General features: G+C 49.0%; 15 protein-coding genes. 5 read left to right on the forward strand and 10 right to left on the reverse strand.

The annotated features are described in order from the left end of the window. Nucleotides 1–36: 36 nt before the first annotated feature. The 7 genes from AR688_RS16880 to AR688_RS16915 all read right to left on the reverse strand — a co-directional run bounded on the left by AR688_RS16880 (nt 37) and on the right by AR688_RS16915 (nt 5,429). Complete coding sequence (locus AR688_RS16880; RefSeq protein WP_068236735.1) at nt 37–606, reverse strand: PIN domain-containing protein; 570 nt, start codon at nt 604–606, stop codon at nt 37–39. Next, complete coding sequence (locus AR688_RS16885) at nt 607–1,083, reverse strand: excisionase family DNA-binding protein (RefSeq protein WP_197412267.1); 477 nt, start codon at nt 1,081–1,083, stop codon at nt 607–609. Between the two features lie 134 nt (nt 1,084–1,217). After that, a complete protein-coding gene (locus AR688_RS16890) occupies nt 1,218–2,165 on the reverse strand; it encodes a tyrosine-type recombinase/integrase (RefSeq protein ID WP_068236738.1) in 948 nt (315 codons plus the stop codon). Then, the gene (locus tag AR688_RS16895) at nt 2,152–2,631 is read right to left on the reverse strand and encodes a hypothetical protein (protein ID WP_068236742.1); all 480 of its coding nucleotides are present in this window, start codon (nt 2,629–2,631) and stop codon (nt 2,152–2,154) included. The genes AR688_RS16890 and AR688_RS16895 overlap by 14 nt, the downstream gene beginning before the upstream one ends. Further along, nucleotides 2,628–3,380 carry an IS21-like element helper ATPase IstB gene (gene istB / locus AR688_RS16900; protein ID WP_068236744.1) on the reverse strand — a complete coding sequence of 251 codons (753 nt, stop codon included), beginning with the start codon at nt 3,378–3,380 and terminating at the stop codon, nt 2,628–2,630. The genes AR688_RS16895 and istB overlap by 4 nt, the downstream gene beginning before the upstream one ends. A gap of 1 nt (nt 3,381) precedes the next feature. Continuing rightward, entirely contained in the window at nt 3,382–4,920 is a 1,539-nt protein-coding gene (gene istA / locus AR688_RS16905) for an IS21 family transposase (protein ID WP_068236748.1), read from the reverse strand. A 209-nt stretch (nt 4,921–5,129) separates the two neighbouring features. Beyond that, a complete protein-coding gene (locus AR688_RS16915) occupies nt 5,130–5,429 on the reverse strand; it encodes a hypothetical protein (protein ID WP_068236754.1) in 300 nt (99 codons plus the stop codon). 302 nt (nt 5,430–5,731) lie between these two features. On the opposite strand from AR688_RS16915, the gene AR688_RS16920 reads away from it, so the two are divergent. Continuing rightward, nucleotides 5,732–6,595 (forward strand): hypothetical protein, encoded by an 864-nt coding sequence (locus AR688_RS16920; RefSeq protein ID WP_156420338.1) that lies wholly within the window; start codon nt 5,732–5,734, stop codon nt 6,593–6,595. A gap of 285 nt (nt 6,596–6,880) precedes the next feature. On the opposite strand, the gene AR688_RS16925 is transcribed toward AR688_RS16920, so the two are convergent. The 3 genes from AR688_RS16925 to AR688_RS16935 form a co-directional block, all read right to left on the reverse strand. After that, nucleotides 6,881–7,384, reverse strand: coding sequence for a hypothetical protein (locus tag AR688_RS16925; protein ID WP_068236759.1), 504 nt, complete (start codon nt 7,382–7,384; stop codon nt 6,881–6,883). After that, complete coding sequence (locus tag AR688_RS16930) at nt 7,374–15,368, reverse strand: RHS repeat-associated core domain-containing protein (RefSeq protein ID WP_197412268.1); 7,995 nt, start codon at nt 15,366–15,368, stop codon at nt 7,374–7,376. Before AR688_RS16930 ends, AR688_RS16925 begins: the two co-directional genes overlap by 11 nt. Nucleotides 15,369–16,170: 802 nt before the next feature. Beyond that, nucleotides 16,171–18,234, reverse strand: a complete 2,064-nt coding sequence (locus tag AR688_RS16935; protein ID WP_068236765.1) for a M13 family metallopeptidase — start codon at nt 18,232–18,234, stop codon at nt 16,171–16,173. A 197-nt stretch (nt 18,235–18,431) separates the two neighbouring features. On the opposite strand from AR688_RS16935, the gene AR688_RS16940 reads away from it, so the two are divergent. From AR688_RS16940 to AR688_RS16955, 4 genes are all read left to right on the forward strand, one after another. Further along, a complete protein-coding gene (locus tag AR688_RS16940; RefSeq protein WP_068237281.1) occupies nt 18,432–18,845 on the forward strand; it encodes a DUF350 domain-containing protein in 414 nt (137 codons plus the stop codon). Between the two features lie 10 nt (nt 18,846–18,855). Further along, complete coding sequence (locus tag AR688_RS16945; RefSeq protein ID WP_068236768.1) at nt 18,856–19,503, forward strand: DUF1190 domain-containing protein; 648 nt, start codon at nt 18,856–18,858, stop codon at nt 19,501–19,503. 6 nt (nt 19,504–19,509) lie between these two features. Then, nucleotides 19,510–20,658: a glutathionylspermidine synthase family protein gene (locus AR688_RS16950; protein ID WP_068236771.1), complete on the forward strand. Its 1,149-nt coding sequence runs from the start codon at nt 19,510–19,512 to the stop codon at nt 20,656–20,658. A gap of 366 nt (nt 20,659–21,024) precedes the next feature. Next, nucleotides 21,025–22,773, forward strand: coding sequence for a glycosyl hydrolase family 18 protein (locus AR688_RS16955; protein ID WP_068236773.1), 1,749 nt, complete (start codon nt 21,025–21,027; stop codon nt 22,771–22,773). Nucleotides 22,774–23,011: the final 238 nt, after the last annotated feature.

The raw sequence follows: 23,011 nt of genomic DNA on the forward strand, positions 1-23,011 counted from the left end.
TATTAAAGAGCGAAGAAAAAGCCCCTTGCGGGACTTTTACAGTATCATTTCAAATTGGCGTAACTTGGATACAAATGCAGGCAGCTTTTGTCGTTGCAACGAATCCAGATATTCCTCCACCGTCATGGGAGGGTTCTTTAGTGAACCTCTTTGTCGCTGTGCTGCCAGAATTGCTCTGCCAGGATCGAGTTCAAACATATCAGTCAGAAATACATCTGGGTGAATAGCCGTTAATCCCAAAGGAGCCAGGCTCTGCTGCGGAAAATCTTTCAGGTTAAAGGTAATGATGCCTTCTGCCTGGCCCTTTATTGCCGCCGCGACAACATGCCTGTCGTCGTCATCAGGTAGCTCAATGCCTGTAACAAACTGTTGGTAGCCTTCAACAACACAATCCGGTGCATGGCTGTTCATCAGTTCCCGTGTCTTTTGTAACTTTTCTGCGGGCAGGTCAGGTTGATTCTTTAGCAGATTACGTATCCATTCATCATGTATCTGCTCGGTCCATCTGGCACGGTAAAGGCCGGTTTGTGCAAGATATAATAAATAACTGCGCAACGGCGCTGGATACATCACACATGCATCCAGGATCACGGTATAGGTTGCCATTTAATATCCCAAATTCAGCTCCTGATCGAGGGCTGATAACTCATCCAGGGCTGTTAGGCGTTTAGCATCAAGATTTTGCTTATATTTCATCACATCGACAAACGCAACCTTACGACGATTGCCCGTTCTGTTATGAGCAAGCTCTCCGGAATCAAGCAACTTAATAAAGGTGGGGCGGGACATATTCAGCATATCCGCCGCTTCTTGCGTTGTCAGCTCAGCATGTATAGGAGTGATGCTCACACTATTACCCTGACCGAGTTGAGTCAGTACCTCGATCATTAATTTAACCGCACTGGCAGGAAGCTTTACCGAATGGTGTTCGCCATCCTTTCCCACCACATTAAAATTTTGTACATCACCATTTGCTTCCAATACAGCAGAAAGCTCCTGGCTGCTTAACTTTGCCAATGCAATTTCTTCAGCACTCGGTAATGATTGTACATTTAACATTTCAATAATCTCTAAAGTTTTCAAGTTTTCAAGTTTTCAAGTTTTCAAGTTTTCAAGTTTTCAAGTTTTCAAGTAATTATCCGCAATATTCGCAACGGCGTCAAGTTTTCGAAATATTCGCAACAACTGCCTTAAGGTTCATCCCTGAACCTACATTCTCATTTTTGGGCGGCTGGATGCGTCCTGTTGTAAACTTCTCTCAGCTTTACCATACTCACGTGCACATAGATTTGTGTGGTAGACAGATCGGCATGGCCCAAAAACTCCTGCACGTGGCGGATATCCGCGCCATTATCGACCATGTGCGTTGCAGCAGCATGCCGATATTGGTTACAAGCACCTCTTTTACGAATATCTGATAGCTTGATATATTTCGCTACCAGCTCCGACAACTGTGCAGCCCGGAACGGCTTACCATTGTTTGCCAAGAACAGGACTTTACCTGAATGTTCATTTGCCAGCCTGGTTCTTACCTCTTTCAAATAGCGGTAGATCCAAAAACAGGCACTCTTGGCTATTGGTACATACCGGTCTTTAAAGCCTTTTCCCTGATTAACTCTGAGTTGATACTGCTCAAAATCCAGATCATCCAGTGTCAGGGTTCCCAGCTCAGAACGTCGAATACCGGAGGCATAATATGTTTCCATTATCGCCCTATCTCTTAAACCACGCTGACCATAATGCTCTGATTGTTGCAGCACTTTTTTCACTTCTAGCTTGCTTAGGATTGGCTTGGGCAACCGCCTGCCAATTTTAGGCAATTCAAAGTGCTCTGTACTATTCACCTCAAGCACGCCTTTAACAAACAGCGTCCTGATCAGCACTTTTACCACTGTTAACCGGTACCGTATGGTTGCCCGGCACAATGGCTCGCCATTACGTACTTTGCGGTATTGATGCAGATATTGCTGATAGCTGTCCAGTAAGTCTACATCCACTTGCTCCAGGCTGATAATACCCAGTGCCTCACACCACTGCTGAAATAGGGATAGAGCAGCCTCTTTGCTGACCACCGTATTTTCACTCTGCCCCTTAGCCCGGCAAACATCCAGGTAATAATGGATACAGCCGGGCAGTGCCAGAGATGCTGGCTTAGTGAGTAACATAACGCTTTCCCCATACCATGATGTTGAACCTGACAGGACATGTGTAAACACAGTTCCTGTACCACTGGATAATGCGCGAAGCCGGGCGACTGGGGCAGATCAGCTTAACTCCACATGCTGCTATCAGCCTGTCGCCCTCAAACACCGGTTCTACGATACAACCTCTGAAGATCTCATGGCCATTAGCCTTGGTTAACTCCAAACGTCGCAGTGCACCTCTAAAGCCAGCGCCATCCGGCTTATCAGAGGGCTGAACATAGCGGTTTAACTTGCGGTCGCAGTAGCCCATCTGAAACGCCAGAATTGCATCCATACCTATACCCCGCAGCTTAAGCTTCTGGCATACCATCGGGTTAGTGATTAATCGCTGGTGGTAGATCTCAAACAGCTGTTTGACATATATATCGTCAACATCAACAGATACCAGCATTTGCTCGAAGCCATCAATGTGTATTTCTCTATTCATGACTTGCCCTCCCCGATGGTTTTGTACACTTTGCGCATAGATTCGCCGTGCAATTCCAGCCGGTGAGCGCGGTGAACAATCCTGTCCATAATGGCATCTGCAATCGTCGGCTCTCCGATGTATTCATGCCACTTACTTACCGGCAGTTGTGTGGTAATAATCAGCGAGCCTGACTCGGTACGCTCTTCCATCAATTCCAGCAAGTCCTGCCGGTTACGCTCGAGTAATGGCGTAATGGCCCAGTCATCCAAAACGAGCAATTTGAATTTGGACAGATAACTTCGCAACCTCGGTAAAGAGCCATCTTTGCGGGCAATATCCAGCTCTTCCATCAGCAAACCAAAACGTTTGTACAATACCGGCTGGTTCAGTTTGATAGCCTGGTTTGCTAAGGCACAGGCGATCCAGCTTTTACCCACACCGGTAGGGCCGGTAATAATTAAGAACTGATTTCGGGTTATCCATTCACAGTTAATCAGCGTGGCGAGATAGCCCTTATCAATCCCCCGTTTAGCCAGGTGGTCAATATTCTCCACACAAGCCTGAGCCTGCTTCAGTTTCGCGGCTTTGAACAATCGTTCACGCTTTTTCTGCGCCTTGTACTGGATTTCCTCACAGGTCAGAAACGCCAGGATATCGATAACCGGCATAGCCGCCATATCCGGCGTGTCCAATACCCGCTGCAGGGCCGTGCTCATACCGGGCAACCGGAGAGCCCGGAAGTGTTCAAACACTTGTTGCTCACTCATTTTACTGCCCTCCGTTTATATAATATTGCGCCCCACGCACATTATGATGTAGCGGTAACTGCACTTGTACCGGTATATCCGTTTGTGCGGCATCATCCAAACGACATTGCAAAATCGAGCGCACGCTGCTTGCTGTCAGTGATTGGATGTCACAGGCGCACTTGCAGGCTCTTTCAAACCGGTCATTACCATAATGTCTGGCCAGCTTTTGCAGCTGCGAGCTGGCTTTACAGCCCTGTAGCGAGTGTTCCGGCTTATTGGCAAATTGAGCACACACCAAAGCCGATGCACTTTCACCAATCCCTTTGGCCCACTGCATAAAGTGTGCTTTGGATTGCTCGGCATAAGCTTGATGGCTTTTGGGCCGGTGGCCGGGCTCTGTGGTTGCACCGCCTTTGATAAAGCCTCGCACATGCACGGCAACCAGTTTATGTTGGAAGTAGAGTTCAACCTTGTTTTGGCAAATCTTGATATCCACGTGCTGGTTAGTCAGCTCGTAGGGTACTGAGTAGGCATGGCCAAGTGCATAGACGTGATAGTCGCGGTTTACTTTCTGCTGATGTATCCAGCGGCCAATATCAAACGGCTTATCCGGCAACGCTGACAATACGGCTCTTTCAGCTTGTTCAAAGCGCTCACGCCGGTTGCCTTCATAGCGTTTAAATGGGCGTTTATTTAACTGCTCCAGCAGCTCTTTTATTGCCTGATTAATCTCAGCAAGGCTAAAAAACTGCCGGCGACGCAGCACAACGGTGATCCAACGGGTGACCAGTAACACACCAATTTCTGCCAGCGATTTATCCTGCGGCCGCCTGACTCGCGCTGGCTCAATCACATAGCCATAGTGCTCTGCCAACTCCAGATAGCTGGGATTTATTTCCGGGTATTTGCCGGGTGTGGTAATCGCGGATTTGAGGTTATCCGGCACTACTAACTGTGGCACACCAGCATAGTAAGTGAACATCTGCTGATGGGCACCAAGCCATTCTTCCAGCTTCTGTGAGCGCAGCGCTACAGCAAAAATAAGCTGGGAGTAACCTAACACGCCGACAAAAATTTCCGCAAACTGGGGTTCTTGTGTTTTGGGCTCTGTCCACGGTATCCGCTTACCGGCAAAATCGACAAAACACACCTCACCGGGCGCGTAATATTGGCGCATCGAGACATCAATCGATTTAACGTATTGGCGGTAGTAATGGGTAAACTGGGAATAACTAAACGCATCTGCAGGGCATATGCTGCGATATTCTTCCCAAAGCTGAATAAGCGTTTGATGCTTAACCTGCATCAACTGATGGATGTGTGGCCAGTCTGGCTGACGTTTATCCGAGCCAGGCTGTTTCGATGTACTCAGCTTTGCAGCTAGCTGATTGTCTGCCAACTGCGCAACTTCAGCACTGTCTATCGCGGCTTCGCTCAGCTTTTGCCGGTAGGTCCGCACCGTGTTGGGCGATGTCGCCGCCAGTTGCGCAATACGACGGTTGGAAAAGTTAGTGGTTAGCAGCAACCGGATAAGCTGCCGCAAGGTATGCTTGCTCATAATGAGCCTCCTTAATTTCAATGTTAATGAAATCAAGGCACGCGCAGTCCTGTGTCTTCGGCTAAGCCGAAAACTTGACAGGGATGCAATAGAAAGCTTAAATAAACGGGTCGAGCCGAACAAAATTCGACGAGTTCCGAAAAAGTCAGAGTCCGAAATACTCTGGCTTTTTCACTTTCTGTGCCTTGTGAATATAACGATATATTTAGCTATTGTTCGATAGGCTTCTCCTCTGGTTCGTATTGATGTTGCAGTCGTTGTGTTGCCAGCCAGCAGGCAATATCTTTCACCAATGCAAATCTGCCGCGCCGTCCTTTTATTGTGAACAACTTCACAGGAAAGTTTCTCTGTGACATATGCTTGCGTAAAGAGTGAATGCTGCGATACCCCATGGCCTCAGCGAGCTTTTCGCCGGTCAGTAAAGGTGAGCCATAGCTGTTCATCAGCTCACGCTCCAACTGAAAAGCCAGAGTTTCTATTTCACTACCTTCGCTTGTATCGCTCTGCATCGTCATTAACCTGCATGGAACTCATAGGATTAACTAAGAGTATGCAAGTCTGCTAATCTTGCATAAGGCTTTATTTTCAGATTAAAGGCACGAGTTTAGCGATGGGGTATTTTGCAAATTTCAATTTATTCAATGTGTTGCTTAATACAGGAAGAATTTAGCATCGAAAATGCTAAATTTTATTTTTCCTCATGTATACCTTTGATCAGTACTTAAAACTAAGCCGGGAAGCCAAATCGTTGGCAACAAGGTACGGCTGCGCATGTTTAAAAGCGCACCTTGGTGCACTAAGTGCCTATGACATGAAAAAGAAGTTATTAACTGACGCCGAGAAGATGAAATATGGCGCAGACTGGCTGAACAAATCGTCTCGATTTTATAATAAAAAGGAACAAGGCGAGCCAATAGTCAGACGCCAGGTGGTTGAAGATATCGACAGGCGGGTTCAACCGCTATTCAGCTTAACCTCGCTGCTATGCCATCCACTATGGCAGCTGATTGATAACCCAACGCCTACTAAACAGTCGATCACCGAAGCACTGTCAAACTTACCGCATAGCTACGTGCAAATGCTATTTAAGGAAGCCGATGCTGTTGGGCTGGTAAAAAGGAAAAAGTTAAGTCGGCAGGCTATTTGGAAAATTCACGCAAGTGCCGATATTCATGCACTGGCCTGCCTAATCGCGTTTTGTCTTGAATCACCACCAACCAAAAACGACCGACTCGATTTAGCTCAGTTGTCTGCTATTCAATACCTTATAAAACTATCCATCATCAGTGTTTTTTCAACGGTGGCTGAAGATTTTTATATTCTATTAAATCAGAATTTTTCTGCCACACTCGTCGCAAAGCACGACAGACTATATTCCGATGTTTGGCCTTACAGAGCACCTGACGACTCGCATATTATGCTCCCGATGCGAATCATCAACAATTATCATGTAAATATCGCGGGAACCATAAATGTCTATAAAAAGCTGTATCAAAAAGCAATACAACGTGGCTTTGTGAACAAAGCGGATGTAAATGAACAAACCTTTTATAATTTTATCTGCCACACCGAGATACAACAGCTTTCAAACATCCTCTATCAAGATGGACCAATCCCGGACAACTTCCGTGATTTAAAACATCTGATATTTGAGCGTACCCTGCTCCGAAAGTAACAGCAGACTGAGCAGGATAAAGCAGCAGAGCTGATCACACCCAGCCAGCAGAACAGATCAATCTGTCCAGCCCCACCATCTAGTGGCGCTGGCCAAAACTGCATGGCCCGCTGGTCAACGCTGATCACTTCTACCGGACAAGCCTGCCCGGCCTGCTGGTCGTTTTGCTCATTTCAGATGATTCCCAACAACCGGATATTGACTAAATCTAAAACAAAATCCGGTTGTTTTCATCCACCTCAACCATGTGAAACGGTGTAGATGCGATACATATGATAATAAGTGCTAGCAATCACTCCTGCCAGGCACTACATGGAATCCCTGTTGATCATTGTAAACAGAAGGAATGACCACATAATCTTCTCGATGCAAAAATTCTACAAGAGAATCAAACTTTTCTTCTTTACAGAAAAAATCTTCATTAGCAAAAACATCCTTAAATTTACTTTCAAACTTTACAAAAATTTCATCTAACTCTCTAGCACTAATTATTAGGCAGTTATCAAAATCTCCGGCTAGATTACTCGCCACAAATTCGCGCTCAGCTAAGTTAATTTCAGATAATCCATAATTTTTTAATCCTTTATCTGGGTCGACAAAGAAGGACTCTTTACTTAAAGAAAACACATTCCTGCCAAGAGATCTTATAAATCTCCGCCATACTCCATAATAAATATTTACTTTTGTTGGCTCTAGCCAAGCAGCATTTTGCGAGTAAAGATACCAATTAAAGCCCGTAAATTTGTCTAATATTTGCTCTACACTTAAAAAATCTTTGTCAATATCCATAATGTCCACCGTCATTATCTTGTCGGCCATTTCTCATAACCCCAGTATTAAAATGAGGTCCCCAATTATGAATGTTTCCACTTCCATAATAATGACCAGATGAGTCATGGCGTATAAATACATCCCTATATGTTCCGTTCCCTACCGGCAACCTGAATATTTCCACAAAACCTGGCTGAATCACTCCATTATTGTCTCGGTTAGGTTGAACGCTTGTTGGTCTCGCATTCATTGGAATGTTCAAACTCCGCCTGGCCGCTCTGTACGCAGCACCTGTCCCACCTCCGATTGGAGTTAGATCCAGAGCGGGCGCACCTCGAATACCTGATAAATGTTGCTCAAGAACTTCGACTTCCCTCCTTGAAACATCACGCCTTGCCGGACGAGCAACGCTAAAGTTGGGATCCAATTCTCTTATTTGATTAAATAACCTGTTATACCTCGCATTAATATATGATTGAAACGGGTCTCTTGTAGTATTTCCTCTACGACCTCCTTTTGACGCTGTTTGGCCCAAATCATTTGGATCAGTCTGCATTGCCGCAATTTCAACATCAACGTCCGTTGAAACATCTTCATATTTGTCCGCAATTTCTTTGGCTTTTGATTGATTCCAGCTCTTCTTTGCCGGACTCTGAATATCAGTAGTTGGTGTTGTCGGTGTGGGTGGCTGCTGAGCTTGAATCGCGCCATTACCTTTATCGGCTCCACCTGTTGAGATACCAGAAGGTATAGTCCCCGGCTCAGCAAATCCACCATGATTCGCATCGGTTCTCGCACACACAGTATCAATCTTCGATGCTGCACAGCCCATATACCCAGTCGGATCTGTCCCTGCCAACGGGTTATTCATGATGTATGAATAGGGGTTAAGTGATTGGCTATTACCCGGTGACTGAATTATCGGGTCAACACTCAAGAACCTACCGAGGTTGTAATCATACGCCCGACCGTTCATATGAATTAACTCCACTTCATCCAAATGCCGGTGGTCGGTAAAGCCATTGCGGCTTAAGCTCAGGTTTTGTAGCCTCGGGGGCATAAGGGTATTGCCATCTGTCGCTCTGGGTTTACCAAATGCATCAAACATCCTACGGTCGGTTACCTGGCCGTTATGGTCGGTATAGGTTAAGGTGCTGCCTAAACGGTCTTTATGCGTATAGCGTAGCTGGTGGCCGTTCGTGCTGTCGTATTTAATAATGGCAATATCTTGCAGGTATATCCGCCAGTTGCCGTTGCTTTCTTCTTCATACAGCTTGTCTATCTCGTAAGTGGTTACACCGTTGCGGACTTCTTTTAACCGCTCTAGGTTAGCGCCATAGGTAAAGGCGAAGCTGTTGCCGCTCCGGCTTATCTGCGTGGGCTGCTTAAAGCTGTTGTAGCTGATAGCTAAGCCGTCACCTGCGGTTAAGTTGCCCTGGTTGTCGTAGCTAAAGTTTACGGTGCTGTTATTCAGTTTTACCACTTGCCGTACGGCATTGCTACCGGCATTGCCGCCTAAGCTTCTTTGCGCATTGCCGTAACGGTAGGTGTTGGCGTAGTCGCTTTTGCTTTGTAAGTTACCTACCGCGTCATAGCTGTAGCTTATCGGTACGGTGTAGCCCAGGTTGCTGTAGGTACTCTGTGTTAGCCGGTGTAACTCGTCGTAGGCGTAGCTTTCTGTCGCGCCGGTTACATGGTTGTGCACCTGGCGGATATTGCCAAACACGTCATACTGCTGGTATTCCACGTCGTGCAACCGCGTACTACCTCGCCAAGCGGTTAAACTCTGCACCCAGCCTGTTTCGCTGTTGTACTGGTTGTTGTAATACACGCCATTGCCCAGGCTGATATCCAGCATATTACCAAACGCGTCCTGGCTGTTGATTGTGCGGTACACATAGCCACTGGCTGCATTGCTGACCTCTTGCAGGTAACCGCTTGGTGTATAGCCGTATTGCACGGTCAGGCCATTGGGGTAGCGCATACCGTTTGGCAGGCCGCTGCTGGCATCATAAAAGTACTGATTGGTAAAGTTTTTGCTGTCTATCGCTACGGTGTTGGTGGTTAAATTACCCATAGGGTCATAGCCAAAGGTACGCACGGCGCCGTTGGAACTTTCCTGATACGGAAAACCTTTTAAAGCGGTATCAAAGCTAAAGGCGGCACTGTCTTTTACTGTGCTGCCGCTGTAGCTGGTGCGCGTAGTCTGCCGCCCAAGCAGGTCATAATCAAACCGGACAGCCAGACCATTGGCATCGGTTTCCTGCTCCAGCTCACCAAAGCCGTTGTACTGATAGCTGCTGTCGCCCTGATTCGGGTCTTTAACCTGTAATTTTTGCCCCAGGGCATTGTAGCCGGCGCTTAACTGCACGCCGTTGGCATCTTGCAGCACTATAGGTAACCCGCGGCCGTTGTAACGGTAGTACGTCACGCCGCCTTTGGCATCAGTTGTTTGCATCAAGTGCTTTAAACTATTGTAGCTGCGGCTCATGGTTAGCGTGCCGTCGGCCACTATGCTGGTGTCAAGCCCACTGTACTGATAACTAACCTGCAAGCCACCCGGAGATGATTTACCCAATGGCCGGCCCAGTTCGTCATAACCGCTGTAGAGGGTCTCGCCTGCCGCGCTACCTGCTTGCCAGGGGCTGGTCTGACGTATCACCAAACCCCGCTCGTTATATTCCGTGTCTAGGTTGATCCAATCTCCCTGGAAGCCTACGCTGCTTTTGCGCAGTTCCCGCCCCAGCGCATCAAAATAGATCCGCTGCTGTGGCGTGCCGGTCTGAATAATGACCTGCATCCACACCGCTCTGTCCGGAGCGTTATTATCGTAAGCCGCGGTGTCATACCAAATGTTCTGTGCAGCCTGACCATCGTGCTGCACGGTTTTCATCCGGCCATAAGCATCATAATCACTAACCACTGCAATATTATTGGCATCAACTTGCTGTATCGGCTGGCCGGTAGCCACGTCGCTGCGGATATAACTGACATGGTTCAGGGCATTCGTCAGCTTAAACGGGAAATAGCCGTCTACCGCTTCTGTTGTGCCGTTTTTACTGTAACGGATCTGCTCTACCCGGCTTTGGGTACTCCATAGCCCCGCCGTGTTCATAACTTCAGCAGTCCGGGTTACCGAAAGCGGCAGGCCGTAGCCATTAAAGCTGGTTGTCACACTCTGGCTGCGACTATTGTCGCTGCTGCTCACCGCCACCTGCTGTGGCGTGCCCGACGCATGCCAGTCGCTAAAGCTGGTTTTCACCCAACCGGCACTGTCCAGGTTGGCAGCATAATTCAGCACCGGCCAAAGCTGTTGCACCGGGTGGCTATATTCAGTGCGGCTTTTTAAACGGTGTGGCCACCAGGGATTGGTTTGCGGCGCATATTCCGCAAGGAAAGATGACAGATACACTCCGCTGTCGTCCGTAACAGTTGTACTGCCGGCAAGAACATTGCCGTTAGCATCAATATCGCTAACTTGCTGCCGTGTATGACTATATTGCTGTCCTGATTGCAAATCATACAGGTATTGATCGGCTGCCGCCTGATATACATTATAAATAAGCCCGGCCGGGCAGCTCAGGTCGGTTTCATCAGTAAAGCTGTCGGTTGTTGCAGTGCAACCAGTATTACCCAAAGCCGAGGCATGCTGCTGGTTAAGTTGCCAGTCGACAACCTGAGCAGAAATAGCGTTATACACCCCTGTCGCCTCAGCGCCGCTATACCCAATGTTAAAGCCGCTGTCGGCAGCAATATCTGCCGCTTTGAATACAAACTGACCACGCAACTGGCCACTGAACGGAAACTTTTGCCGGAAGTCGCTGTAGGTTATCAAATTATTGCGCATGTCGTGGCTGATAATGCTGCGAAATCCTCTGAAGCCTCTGCCCTGCAAATGATACATAGCGCCTTTGTAGGCAAATTGGGTCTCATTGATACCGCCGATACCGTCAGGCTGCTTGAATGACTGCACCGCATACATACTGGAGGCAAAGTGCAAATAGCCACCGCCCTGATAATAATTGGCGGTTTCATAGAAGGGTTGGCCTGTGCTATTTTCTCCGGTAGACAGCGGCCGGTAACGCCATTCGCTGCGATTACTAAATCCATCCGTAACAGCATGCAGATAGTCTACCGGTTGATAATCTTTGTTGGTATAACCATCGCCACTACCAAAATTACGATTAAAGTACACACCATACTGATTCGCAAAACCGCTGAATACGGTGCCAGCAGCCGTACCGGTAAAACTAAAGCCCGGTCTTAACCGGTGATTAAACAGCAGCCCTGGCAAGCCCGTGCCATAAGCATCAATAATGACAGACTCGTAAGCATGCCCAACTAACGAGGTTGCCTCCTTGCGAGCTGTAATTGTGCCATCTGGCGCGGTATCAAAATAAATGGCATCAAACTGATAAATACTGTCATCTAAAGCAACGCTATCAATACTGGTTCTGGAGCCTCTGTTGGTTGATGCCTGAAAGAAGCTGTACAGAGCATCGCCACATTTTATCGGCGTACCAGGTCCAGGTGTGGGCGCGCAGCCTGTTAGCAGCCTTTGCCCCGGAACAAGCAGTTCGGGAATGCCATCATGGTTAATATCATGCACTTTGAGCGCCGCGCTGTACTTGGGTACATAACGCAGCCCAGGCTCATCCCCGGGCAAGGGGAAATAATCGTTTCTAAACGCCAGGCTGGCACCGGCAATCAAGGTTTTGCCTGAAAATATACCATTACCGAGGTTTTGCCGGTAACCAAAACCCTCGCGATCAGCCTGTTCAGTCCAGCCAACCCAGTCTGGTAAGCCGTCACCATTCAGATCGATAAAGTAACTAAAGGTGTCGTTGAGCATACTGAAACCGAAATCTAATGTCTGACTGGCGAAACTGACATCGCTGCCAAGCTGGGTGGTGTTTTTCAACAGCTCTACCGGTACCGGCTGTGCATAAGCAATATTCATTCCGGCGCCGGTATTCACTCTAATCAAATCTGGCCGGCCGTTGCCGGTCATATCGCCCATAAACTGGATATCCGTTTTCAGTGAATAACGGGCACCACTTTCATGCACAGCGTAACTGAATACTAACGGGCCTGAGGCATAAGGCGTGATTATATTTCTGCTGTGCAAATACAGCTTTAACTGTGGCTGCCCGGCATTATGATGATGTACCATCAGATCCGGCCAGCCATCGCCGTTATAATCGGCGACATGCGCCAGATGACTGTCAAGTAAACCCGATTTGGTACTGTTATCCAACAAAATCCCGGTAGAGAACCAGCTTCCCCCGGTGTATTTAATTTGTAATTGCCCGCCACTACTGCGACGCCAATCATCAGTCAGGCCGTCAAGGTTGAAATCGGCGTCAGTACAGATCGGCGTTTTGAGCAGATAAAAGTTTTTATAGCAAGGTTTCAAGGCTAGGTTATGCGTACCTGTAGATCCACCTTCCGCATTAACATAGCGCCCCGGCCAGTCCCTGACACCATCACCATTGACATCACCCCGGGGTAAAATCTCGGCCAGTTCAGCAACATTGGGGTAAGCCATACCCGAACCAAAGTTAAAAGCCTGTAACTGAACATCTTGCTCTGCATCAAGCCAGTCAAACACTGTTGGCGCCAAACATGCAGCCGCCACACCATCCTGATAACCACACTGCGTTATATTGCGCAGTAAACTGCGGCCAGAGGTAGAGCTTGGCGCGTAACTCAGCTCGTAGCGTTGCAGTAATGTACTTCCGTATAGTGTTGTCAAGGTTTTCAGCCGTTTGGTTTGCTCAAACAGCCCTTCGGCCAGATAGGCTCGGCTGACGTCAGGCCGTGCTTCATAGCTAAACTGTACCTGCCTGTCGCCCTGGCTTGATGCGCTGTTGCCGGTGTAACGAATGCTGTCCAATACCACTTCACCATTACCAGCAGCCAGGTAATTATAGTGAATAACATTGCTAGCTGTTGCGTCCTGCTGATAGTTAAGCAGCCAGTTAAACGCTTCGCTGCGCCCTGCATGGACCACTTTTGCTGCATTGCCTGATGAGCCAAAAAAGGCAGTTTGTCCGTTGCTATACTCAACTTTAAATTGTGTATTAGTCTGGTTCAGATTGCCGCCGAGCTGCGTTACCCGCAGGAGTTGATCAAGCTCTGTGCGGTAAACTGCATTGCTGGCGCCGTAATTACCACTAACCAGCATAAGACGTTGACCATTTAAGCATAAGCGGTCAGTAGTCAGTGCATAACTGACATTGGCAGAGAACCCATCCTGAGCAACGGTAGCAGGACAACGTGCAATGCCGCCACCCGCAGACAGTGCAAAGCCAACACCAAGCAGGCCATTGCCTTGCTGCGATCCGTACGAAATACCAACCTGCGGCTGCATACCCGCCCGCCCCGGCGGCAGTGAAACAGACAGCTGATAACTGGCCTGCCCGCCATTCACTGCTGCAACAGCATCCAATACCCCAACACCGGTAGATACAGGCGAGTACGTTTCGCTGGAAAACGACAGCTCATCCGGCAATTCAGTATTCGTTTGTACCCAGCCTTGTCGCAACACTAAACTGTTTTCAGCAGAAAATGCCGAGCAGCCTGCTGTATTACAGGCTTTAAGGCGGAATTTGTACGTATCACCTATTACGCCAGTGAAGGATTTAGTCAGGGTATTACCTGCATTTATCTCCGGCTGCCAATCTCCCGCCACATATTGCTGTATATGATAGCGGGTTGCACCTGACACACTATACCATTGAACCAACATATCTGGTGACGACGCACTAATGTCAGGCGCCGCCGGCACCGATGGTACCAAGGTTTTGCTTACAATTGCCGACCAACCGGAACAGCCACTGCTGTTACAAGAGCTGACCCGGTAAGAGTAGCTTTGCCCCGCTGAGCCGCCAAATAAGCGACTCAATGAACTGCCGTTGTTTATCACAGCTTGCCATGCGCCATCAACGTACTGCTGCAGTTTGTACGACGCTGCAGCACTAACTGGCAGCCAGCTCACTGTCATTGTTGTGCCCTCTGCAGCTACGCCAGCTACAGGACTGGCAGGAATAGGCGGCACGGCAATTGCCGCTGTAGCCAAAGACCAGTCTGAGCAACCACTGTCGTTGCAAGCCTTTACCTGATACTGATAACTACGGCCCGGCACTACGGTGTATGAATGGCTGCGGCCGTCGCCTTTACTAATCTGGTCCTGCGGGTTACCGTTCTCAATTTGGCGCACATAATAGGCCGTTGCATGAGCCGACGCATTCCAGCCGGTATTGATGGTTGTGGCCGACAAACTGCCCGCCAGCCCGGTTGGTATAGCAGGTATGGGTGGCACCGCTATCGTGGCTGTCGCCACTGACCAGCCCGAACAGCCGCTGCCGTTACAGGCTTTCACCTGATATTGATAACTACGGCCCGGCACTACGGTGTATAGATGGCTGCGGCCGTTGCCTTTACTAATCTGCTCCTGCGGGTTACCGTTCTCAATTTGGCGCACATAATAGGCCGTTGCATGAGCCGACGCATTCCAGCCGGTATTGATGGTTGTGGCCGACAAACTGCCCGCCAGCCCGGTTGGTATAGCAGGAATGGGTGGCACCGCTATCGCAGATGTGGCCAAAGACCAACCTGAACAACCACTGCCGTTGCAAGCATTTACCTGATACTGGTAACTGCGGCCTGGCACTACGGCGTATGGATGACTGCGGCTGCCTCCTTTGTTGATCTCGCCTTGCAGGTTACCATTCTCAATTTGGCGCACATAATAAGTCGTTGCATGGGCAGAGATGTTCCAACTGGTGGTCATTGTCGTTGCCGACAAACTGCCTTTAATTCCGGTTGGCTGACCCGGTATGGGCGGCACCGCTATCGTGGCTGTCGCTGCCGACCAATTCGAACAGCCACTGCTGTTGCAGGCCTTTACCTGATACTGATAACTGCTGGCAGGATACACTGTGAATGATTTTCTGAGCACCTCCTCGGGGCCGACGTCGGCATGCCAAACACCATTCACACTTTGCCTTACATAATAGGTGGTTGCGTATGTAGATGCATTCCAACTGGTGTTAATTGTTGTTGCTGATAAGCTGCCCTTAAGCCCGGTTGGTATAGCCGGCACAGGTGGTACGTTAACAGTGTTGCTTTGATAGGTATACACAGAGCATCCCCAGTCATTGCAGGCTGCGACTCTATATTTATAAGAACTGCCGGGATTTACCGGAAACCGTTTAAATAGTGCCGTTGTGGTTCCGGCGCTTTGCCACGCTGCACCATTAATACTCTGCTGCAAAGCATAATGTTTTGTATTCAGAGAGTAACCCCAACCAACCTGTATAGTTGTGTTGTCGAGATTGGCAGTGGGGATATCGGGTTTAGCTGGTGCGCACGAAGCTGCAGGTGCCAGTGCAGCTGAAGACTGTATTGAGCGTGAATCGCTCCTGGCAATATTTATCGGGATACAAGCAGAAGCTACCCCACCGTTTTCTTCCGGCGCTGATATCTGCTCAGCGCTTATGTTCACGGAAAAAAATGCAGCAATAAGCACGACTACAAAACAACCGCAAGCACGTCCAATATGCAACATTTATATTATCCATAATAAATAAAAAAATATATATATTAAAAATAATGTAAATGTCAAAACATTATTTACTGCATAAAATGGTATTCACTAACATGAGGCAATATTAACAAGTATATGAAGAATACAGAGTGAACATAGACAGAAACTCTATACAGAAAGAGTTTATTCAAAAAAGTGGGCTGCGTTAGCAACCCATTTTTTCTTTAATACTGAAATAGCTTATTCATTTTTCTTACCAGATCTTCACCCGCACTTTGTCGTCACGGTACATGCCATCACCCGGTTTTACATCATAGGCTTCGTAAAACTGTGGCATATTCGATAGTGTACCTAACACGCGATACATACCCGGTGAGTGTGGCCCGGTGATCACTTGCTGGCGCAAGGCTTCATCACGGAATTTAATACGCCACACCTGGCCCCAACCCATAAAAAAGCGCTGCTCTGGCGTAAAGCCATCAATTACTGCACCGCTCTGGCCGTTCAGTGAGTTCTGATAGGCTTTGTACGATACGGTTAAGCCGCCTAAGTCAGCGATATTTTCGCCTAAGCCCAAAGCGCCCTGCAGGTGTAAGTCGTCTATCGGGTTAAAGGCGCTGTACTGGTCAATCATCAGCTGAGCGCGGCCCTGGAACTGGGCGGCGTCTTGCTCTGTCCACCAGTCGCGCAGGTTGCCGTCACCGTCTGAGCGGCGGCCCTGATCGTCAAAACCGTGGGTAAATTCGTGGCCGATAACACCACCGATAGCGCCGTAGTTTACCGCGTCGTCGGCGTCTACATTAAAAAACGGTGGCTGTAAAATAGCGGCCGGAAACACAATTTCGTTCATGGTAGAGCTGTAATAGGCATTTACTGTTTGCGGTGTCATACCCCATTCAGTGCGATCTACCGGTTTACCTAAACGCTCGATGGTACGCTGATATTCACATTCGGCGCTGCGGCGCAGGTTGCCAACTAAATCAGTGGGGCTAATTTCTACACAGCTGTAATCACGCCATTTATCCGGGTAGCCAATTTTGGTGTTAAATTTAGCCAGTTTAATTTGTGCCTGCTTTTTCGTTACCGGGCTCATCCATTCCAGCTCGTCAATTGACTGACGAAATGCCCCGCGCAGGTTTTCAATCATCTGGTCCATACGGGCTTTGGCTTCGGGCTTAAAGTGTTGCTCTACGTATTTTTTACCCACCATAAAGCCCAGATTGCTGTCTACCAGGCTAACTGCACGCTTCTCCCGGCTACGCTGCTCTTGCAGGCCATTTAAGGTTTTGCCGTAAAAATCAAAGCTGGCATCGGCAAAGGCGCTGCTGAGGTTACCGGCATTGCTACGGATTAAATGAAACTTCAGATACTGCTGCCACTGCGCTACCGGGGTATTGGCCTGCAGTTTGGCAAATTCGGTAAAGTAGCTGGGTTGGCGCACCACCAGCTCGTTGATGCTGCCAAGGCCCGCTGCGGTTAAAAAAGCCTGCCAGTCAAAACCCGGTGCCAGTTTAGTTAATTCAGCAATAGTCAGCTTGTTATAGGTGGCGTTGCGGTCACGGTTTTGCACCCGGCTCCACTGGGCGGCAGCAATTTGTTTTTCCAGTGCGACGATATCGGCGGCAGCCTGCTCGGCATTATCCATGCCCGCCAGGGCCCATAATTTGGCAATAAATGCCTGATACTGGCCAAGCAATTCGGCCGAGCGGGCATCATCTTTTAAGTAGTAATCACGATCAGGTAAACCTAAACCCGCCTGCGATGCTCCGGTAATGTACTGATCAGACTGCTTTTGATCCTGGCCGACAAACACAGCTACCGGTGTACCAACGCGGTAGCGCTGCCATTGTCCCCAAAGCGCCGTTAAGTCTTTGTGCGATTTAATATTATCAATTTGCGCCAATTCACCACGCAAAGGGTTCAGGCCCAGCACTTCGGCCAGTTCTTCATCGAGAAATGAGCTGTATAAGTCGGCAATTTTCTGCTCGTCAGAGCCTTTAACATGTTGCTCAGCCGCCAGTTGCTGCACTATGGCCAATACTTGTTTTTCGGCGTTTTCGCGCAGTTCGTCAAAACTGCCCCAGCGCGCTTTGTCACCCGGGATCTCGGTTTTCTCCATCCAGCTGCCGTTTACATAATGGAAGAAGTCCTGTTGTGGGGCTACGCTGGTGTCCATATTCGCCAGTTCGATACCTGAACTGAGGCCGGTCTGGGTTTGCACCACAGCATTATTTTCAGCGGTTACACTGCTGTTCGAGCACGATGCCACGCCCAGCGCCAGCGCAATACTCAGCGCGACTGTTGTAATTTTTTTCATTAGTGATTCCTGGTTATTAACATTCTTATTGTTTTAACGCAGGCCAGTGTAGAAGCATGATCAGCGGTGTCCAGCCAATACAGGTTAAGCAGAAGGCCTGCTGCGATAAATAACCTGCCGCAGCAGACCGATTTAACTTGAACTACAGCCGTATTTTCCGCAGGATCGGCACTATCAGTAAAAACACGGGATCTATTATGCTAAATACTGCCTTAACCTCACTAACCGGTTTACCGGCTTTCGCAGCGTACTTTGCGCTGGCCATTGTGCTGGTGCTGTTATTTGTCCGCCTGTACACACTGGTGACACCGCATGACGAATTTGCCCTGATCCGCGCTAACAACGCCTCTGCCGCTGTTGCTTTTGGTGGCGCCTTAATTGGTTTTGCCTGGCCATTGGCAAGCGCTATTACGCACTCCATGTCATTACTCGACTGCGCTATCTGGGGCGGCGTAGCCTTGCTGGTACAGATTCTGACCTTTTTTATCAGCACCGCTGTGCTAAAAAAGCTGCCGCAGCGTATTACGCAGGGTGAACTGGCAGCCGGTATTTTCTCGGCTTGTTGCTCAGTCAGCGTAGGTATATTAAATGCCGCCTGTATGAGTTATTAAGGAGCGCACTATGACTAACACTACAACTAAAACATTTAAACGCAGCAAAACCGCCCGCCTGATTATGATGGTACCTGCCGCAGGTTTGGTGCTGGCAGGCTGTGGCGAAAAGCCGGTTGAAGTACAGGTGTTTAACTCGCCAGACGAATGCGCCGCCTACTATAACCCGCCGGCAGAATGTAAAGCTGCGTTTGACGACGCCAAAGCTTTGCATCCGCAGGTGGCACCGCGCTATGCCAGCAAGCAGGAATGTGAAACCGATTTTGGTAACGGCCAGTGTGAAACCGCACCGGTACTTGCCGCAAACAACACTGTGCCAACAGAACAAACGCAACAAAGCCAGCAAAGCAGCGGCTTTTTTATGCCGATGATGATGGGTTTTATGGCCGGGCAAATGCTAAACCGCGGTGGTATGGCCGGGGCGCCACAGCAACAGGCAGCCGCCGCCAACCGCTCGCCGGTGCCAAACCAGCCGTTGTATAAATCACGCGACGATCGCAGTACTTTTCGTACAGCAACCAATACTGCCGTTGCCAACCAGCCGGGTAGCACCAGCATACGGCCATCAGCAGTGCAGCCTAAACCTGCTTCCATGGCTCGCCGTGGTGGTTTTGGTGCCCAGGCAGCTAAGCGCAATGTTGGCAGCTATGGTGGTTAAACCGGCATGAAACGAGTGAACAGCACCCCAAGGCCGGGTTGGCAGGCCTTTGCACAAAGTGTTGGCTTTAATTTTCATACCTTTGATGGCGAGCCGTACTGGGACGAAAGTGCCTATTATCAGTTTAGCCTGCAGCAAATAGAGCAGGATCTGGAACAGCCTACCGAAGAGCTGCACCAGATGGCGCTTGATCTGGTTGACGATATCGTTAACAACGAGCAAATGCTGCAGCAACTTGCGATACCGCGCCAGTTTTGGGACGCCGTGCGCAGCAGCTGGCAAAACCAACAGCCGCATTTATACGGCCGCATGGATTTTAGCTACAACGGTACCGGCCCGGCTAAATTGCTGGAGCTGAATTACGACACGCCAACCTCATTATATGAAACCGGCTTTTTTCAGTGGGTATGGCTGGAAGACCAACTGATGCGTGGCGAGTTACCGCAAGGCGCTGATCAGTTCAACTCTTTGCAGGACAAACTGCAGCAAGCCTTTAGTGAACTTAACCTGCCACAGCCGTTTTACTTTGCCAGCGTAACCGAAAGCATTGAAGATAAAGGCACGGTAGATTACCTGATGGATATCGCGCTGCAAGCCGGTATCAACAGCCGTTATATTCAGTTAGAACAGTTGGGCGATATCGATGGCCAACTGGTTGATATTGAGGGCTTCCCGATACAAGGCCTGTTTAAGCTGTACCCGTGGGAATTTATGCTGCAGGAAGATTTTGCCAGCACTATTGTTACCAGCCAGACCCAGTTTATTGAACCGCTGTGGAAGTGTTTATTGTCTAACAAAGGCATATTGCCGCTGCTATGGCAAAAATATCAGGGCCATCCTAACCTGTTACCGGCCTTTTTTGATGACGGCAGCGCATTACAAAACGGCTGGGTGCGTAAACCACTGCTTTCACGCGAAGGCGCCAATATAGAGCTGGTAACCAGTGATGGCAAAGCGCTAAAGCAAGACGGCCCTTACAACGACAGCGGCTATATCCGCCAGGCGTTAGCGCCATTACCGCAGTTTAACGGCAACTATGCGCTGATTGGCAGCTGGGTCGTGGCAAATAGTGCCGCCGGTATTTGCATCCGTGAAGACAACAGCCTGATCACCAAAGACAGCTCACGCTTTTTGCCGCATATTATCCTCGACTAATTCACCGTTACGCACCGGGGCGCAAGCTAAAGCGCTCCGGTTAAAATTAACATTCTTCCCGAAAAACACAGTTCTGGCCCGATAATATGTAAAGAAATCCGGCACCGCGATGTAAAAACATTTCGTCTTATTTCAGTCATTTAAGTTTAAATCAAAAATTTATCATCGAAAAATTAAATCACTTTTTTGACAACGCTGTCATTTTTGCCATAGTCAATTCGCTCATTTCCTATACGATACGGAACCGCTACTTACGCCAGGCAGGCGCCAGAATGTGCAACAACAAACATGTGCTGCAACGGTAAAACCCAGCCAGCACCACGAAATAAAAAAAGATAAAAACAAGTAACAAAACCGGAGGAAGTTATGTTTAAACAAACAGTTAACCTATGTAGTGCTGCCTCACTGCTGCTACTGGCAGCCAGTGTACAGGCCGCCACACCGAATGCACCGGTGATCAGCTGGATGCCAACAGAATACAGCCTGCAAAACGGCAGTGTGCAGGTGCCGGTACGCTGGGATATGTGGTGGGGTACCAACGGTAACAAGTGGTATTTAAAACAAAATGACAGCGTTGTCTTTACTGCTGCAATAACACCAAATGGCCAGAATGCACAAACCGGCACTACCAACCTTACCTTTACCCAACCCGGCAGTTATCAGTTACAGGCAAGCTTGTGCCAGGTAACAGGTACTGCAGAAGAATGCGCCAGCAGTGGCATTACCACTATTAATATTACCGGCAGCGGCGGTGGTGACGGAGGTGACAATGGTGGTGGGGATAACGGTGGCGGCGATGGCGGCTTTAACCCCTGGACTGATCTGGATTTAACCGCCTGGCCGCATCCGCTAAAACAAAGTAATCTGCCGTATCAGAATACCACCGGCAAAAAAGTGGGTGCTTATTTTGTCGAATGGGGTATTTATGGCCGCGCCTTTAATGCCGCCGATATACCGGCGCAAAACCTGACGCATATTTACTACGGTTTTATTCCGCTATGTGGCCCGAACGCTGGCTTACAACAGGCTAACCCCGAAGGCTACGCTGCTCTGAACAGCCAGTGTGCCGGTAAACCGGATTACTCTGTGGTAGTACACGACAAATTTGCTGCCCTGGAAAAAAGCTACCCTGGTGATGTCTGGGATCAACCGATACGCGGTATTTTTGCCGAGTTGTACCGTTTAAAGCAGACTCATCCGCATATTAAAATTTTGCCATCAGTTGGCGGTTGGACACTGTCAGATCCCTTGTACGACGTAGGTACTAACCCAGCAGCGCGGGCGGTATTTATTGATTCTATTATCGATTTTATCCGCACTTATGATTTTTTCGACGGTATTGATATCGACTGGGAATTCCCTGGCGGTGGTGGTGCCAACACCAATTTAGGCTCAGCCCAGGACGGTGCCGGTTTTGCCACCCTGATGCAAGAGCTGCGTGCTGCCCTGGATGCCTTGAGTGTAGAAACCGGCCGCGATTATGAGCTGGCCGCCGCGATGTCTGGCGGGGTAGAAAAACTCAGCGTTGTTGATTGGGAAGATGCCCACCAGTACATGGATTACATTAACCTGATGACTTACGACTACTACGGCGCCTGGAACGGCGTACTGGGCCACCAGACTGGCCTGTATCCGTCGGCGAACTCTCCCACTCCCGGCTTTAGCGCCCATGAAGCCGTGCAATATCTGCTTAACCGCGGCGTACCGGCAGGCAAAATTGCGCTGGGAGCCGCCATGTATGGCCGCGGCTGGCAAAACGTGGCGGGTGTAACCGGTAATAACCCCTTTACCGGCACCGGTGGTGCAGGCATCAGTGGTGGTTGGGAACCTGGCATTATGGACTACAAAAAAATTGAAACCGATTATATGGGCGGGCCTGAAGCCAGCGGCGTTAATGGCTTTACCGTGGGCTGGGATAACACTGCCAAAGCCAGCTATGTCTGGAACCCTACAACCAATACGCTGATCAGCATTGATACCAAGCGTTCAGTGCGGGAAAAAGGGGCCTATATTCTGCAGCATCAGCTGGGTGGTATTTTCGCCTGGGAAATAGATGCCGACAACGGCCATATTTTAAACGCGATGCATGAAGGCTTAGGCCATCCGCAGCAATAACCATACTGCCGCGGGCCGGATACTGATAGCACAAACAGAGGAGTAAGCAAAAACCGCTTTGCCCACGCTAACAAGCCGTAAACCCATCCCTGGGGGCTCGATTGTAGACTTCCTCCTTGAAGTCTACCCTTCGGGCCAGCAGAGCTGTCCAAATTCGCTCCAAACGAATTTGTCAGCATCCAGGCCTGCAACGGTTAGCTTAGAGCAAAGCGGTTCTTGCTCCCTTGGCATTGGCTCA

Origin of the sequence: Rheinheimera sp. EpRS3 (genome assembly GCF_001513785.1) — a bacterium.
Lineage (GTDB): Bacteria > Pseudomonadota > Gammaproteobacteria > Enterobacterales > Alteromonadaceae > Alishewanella.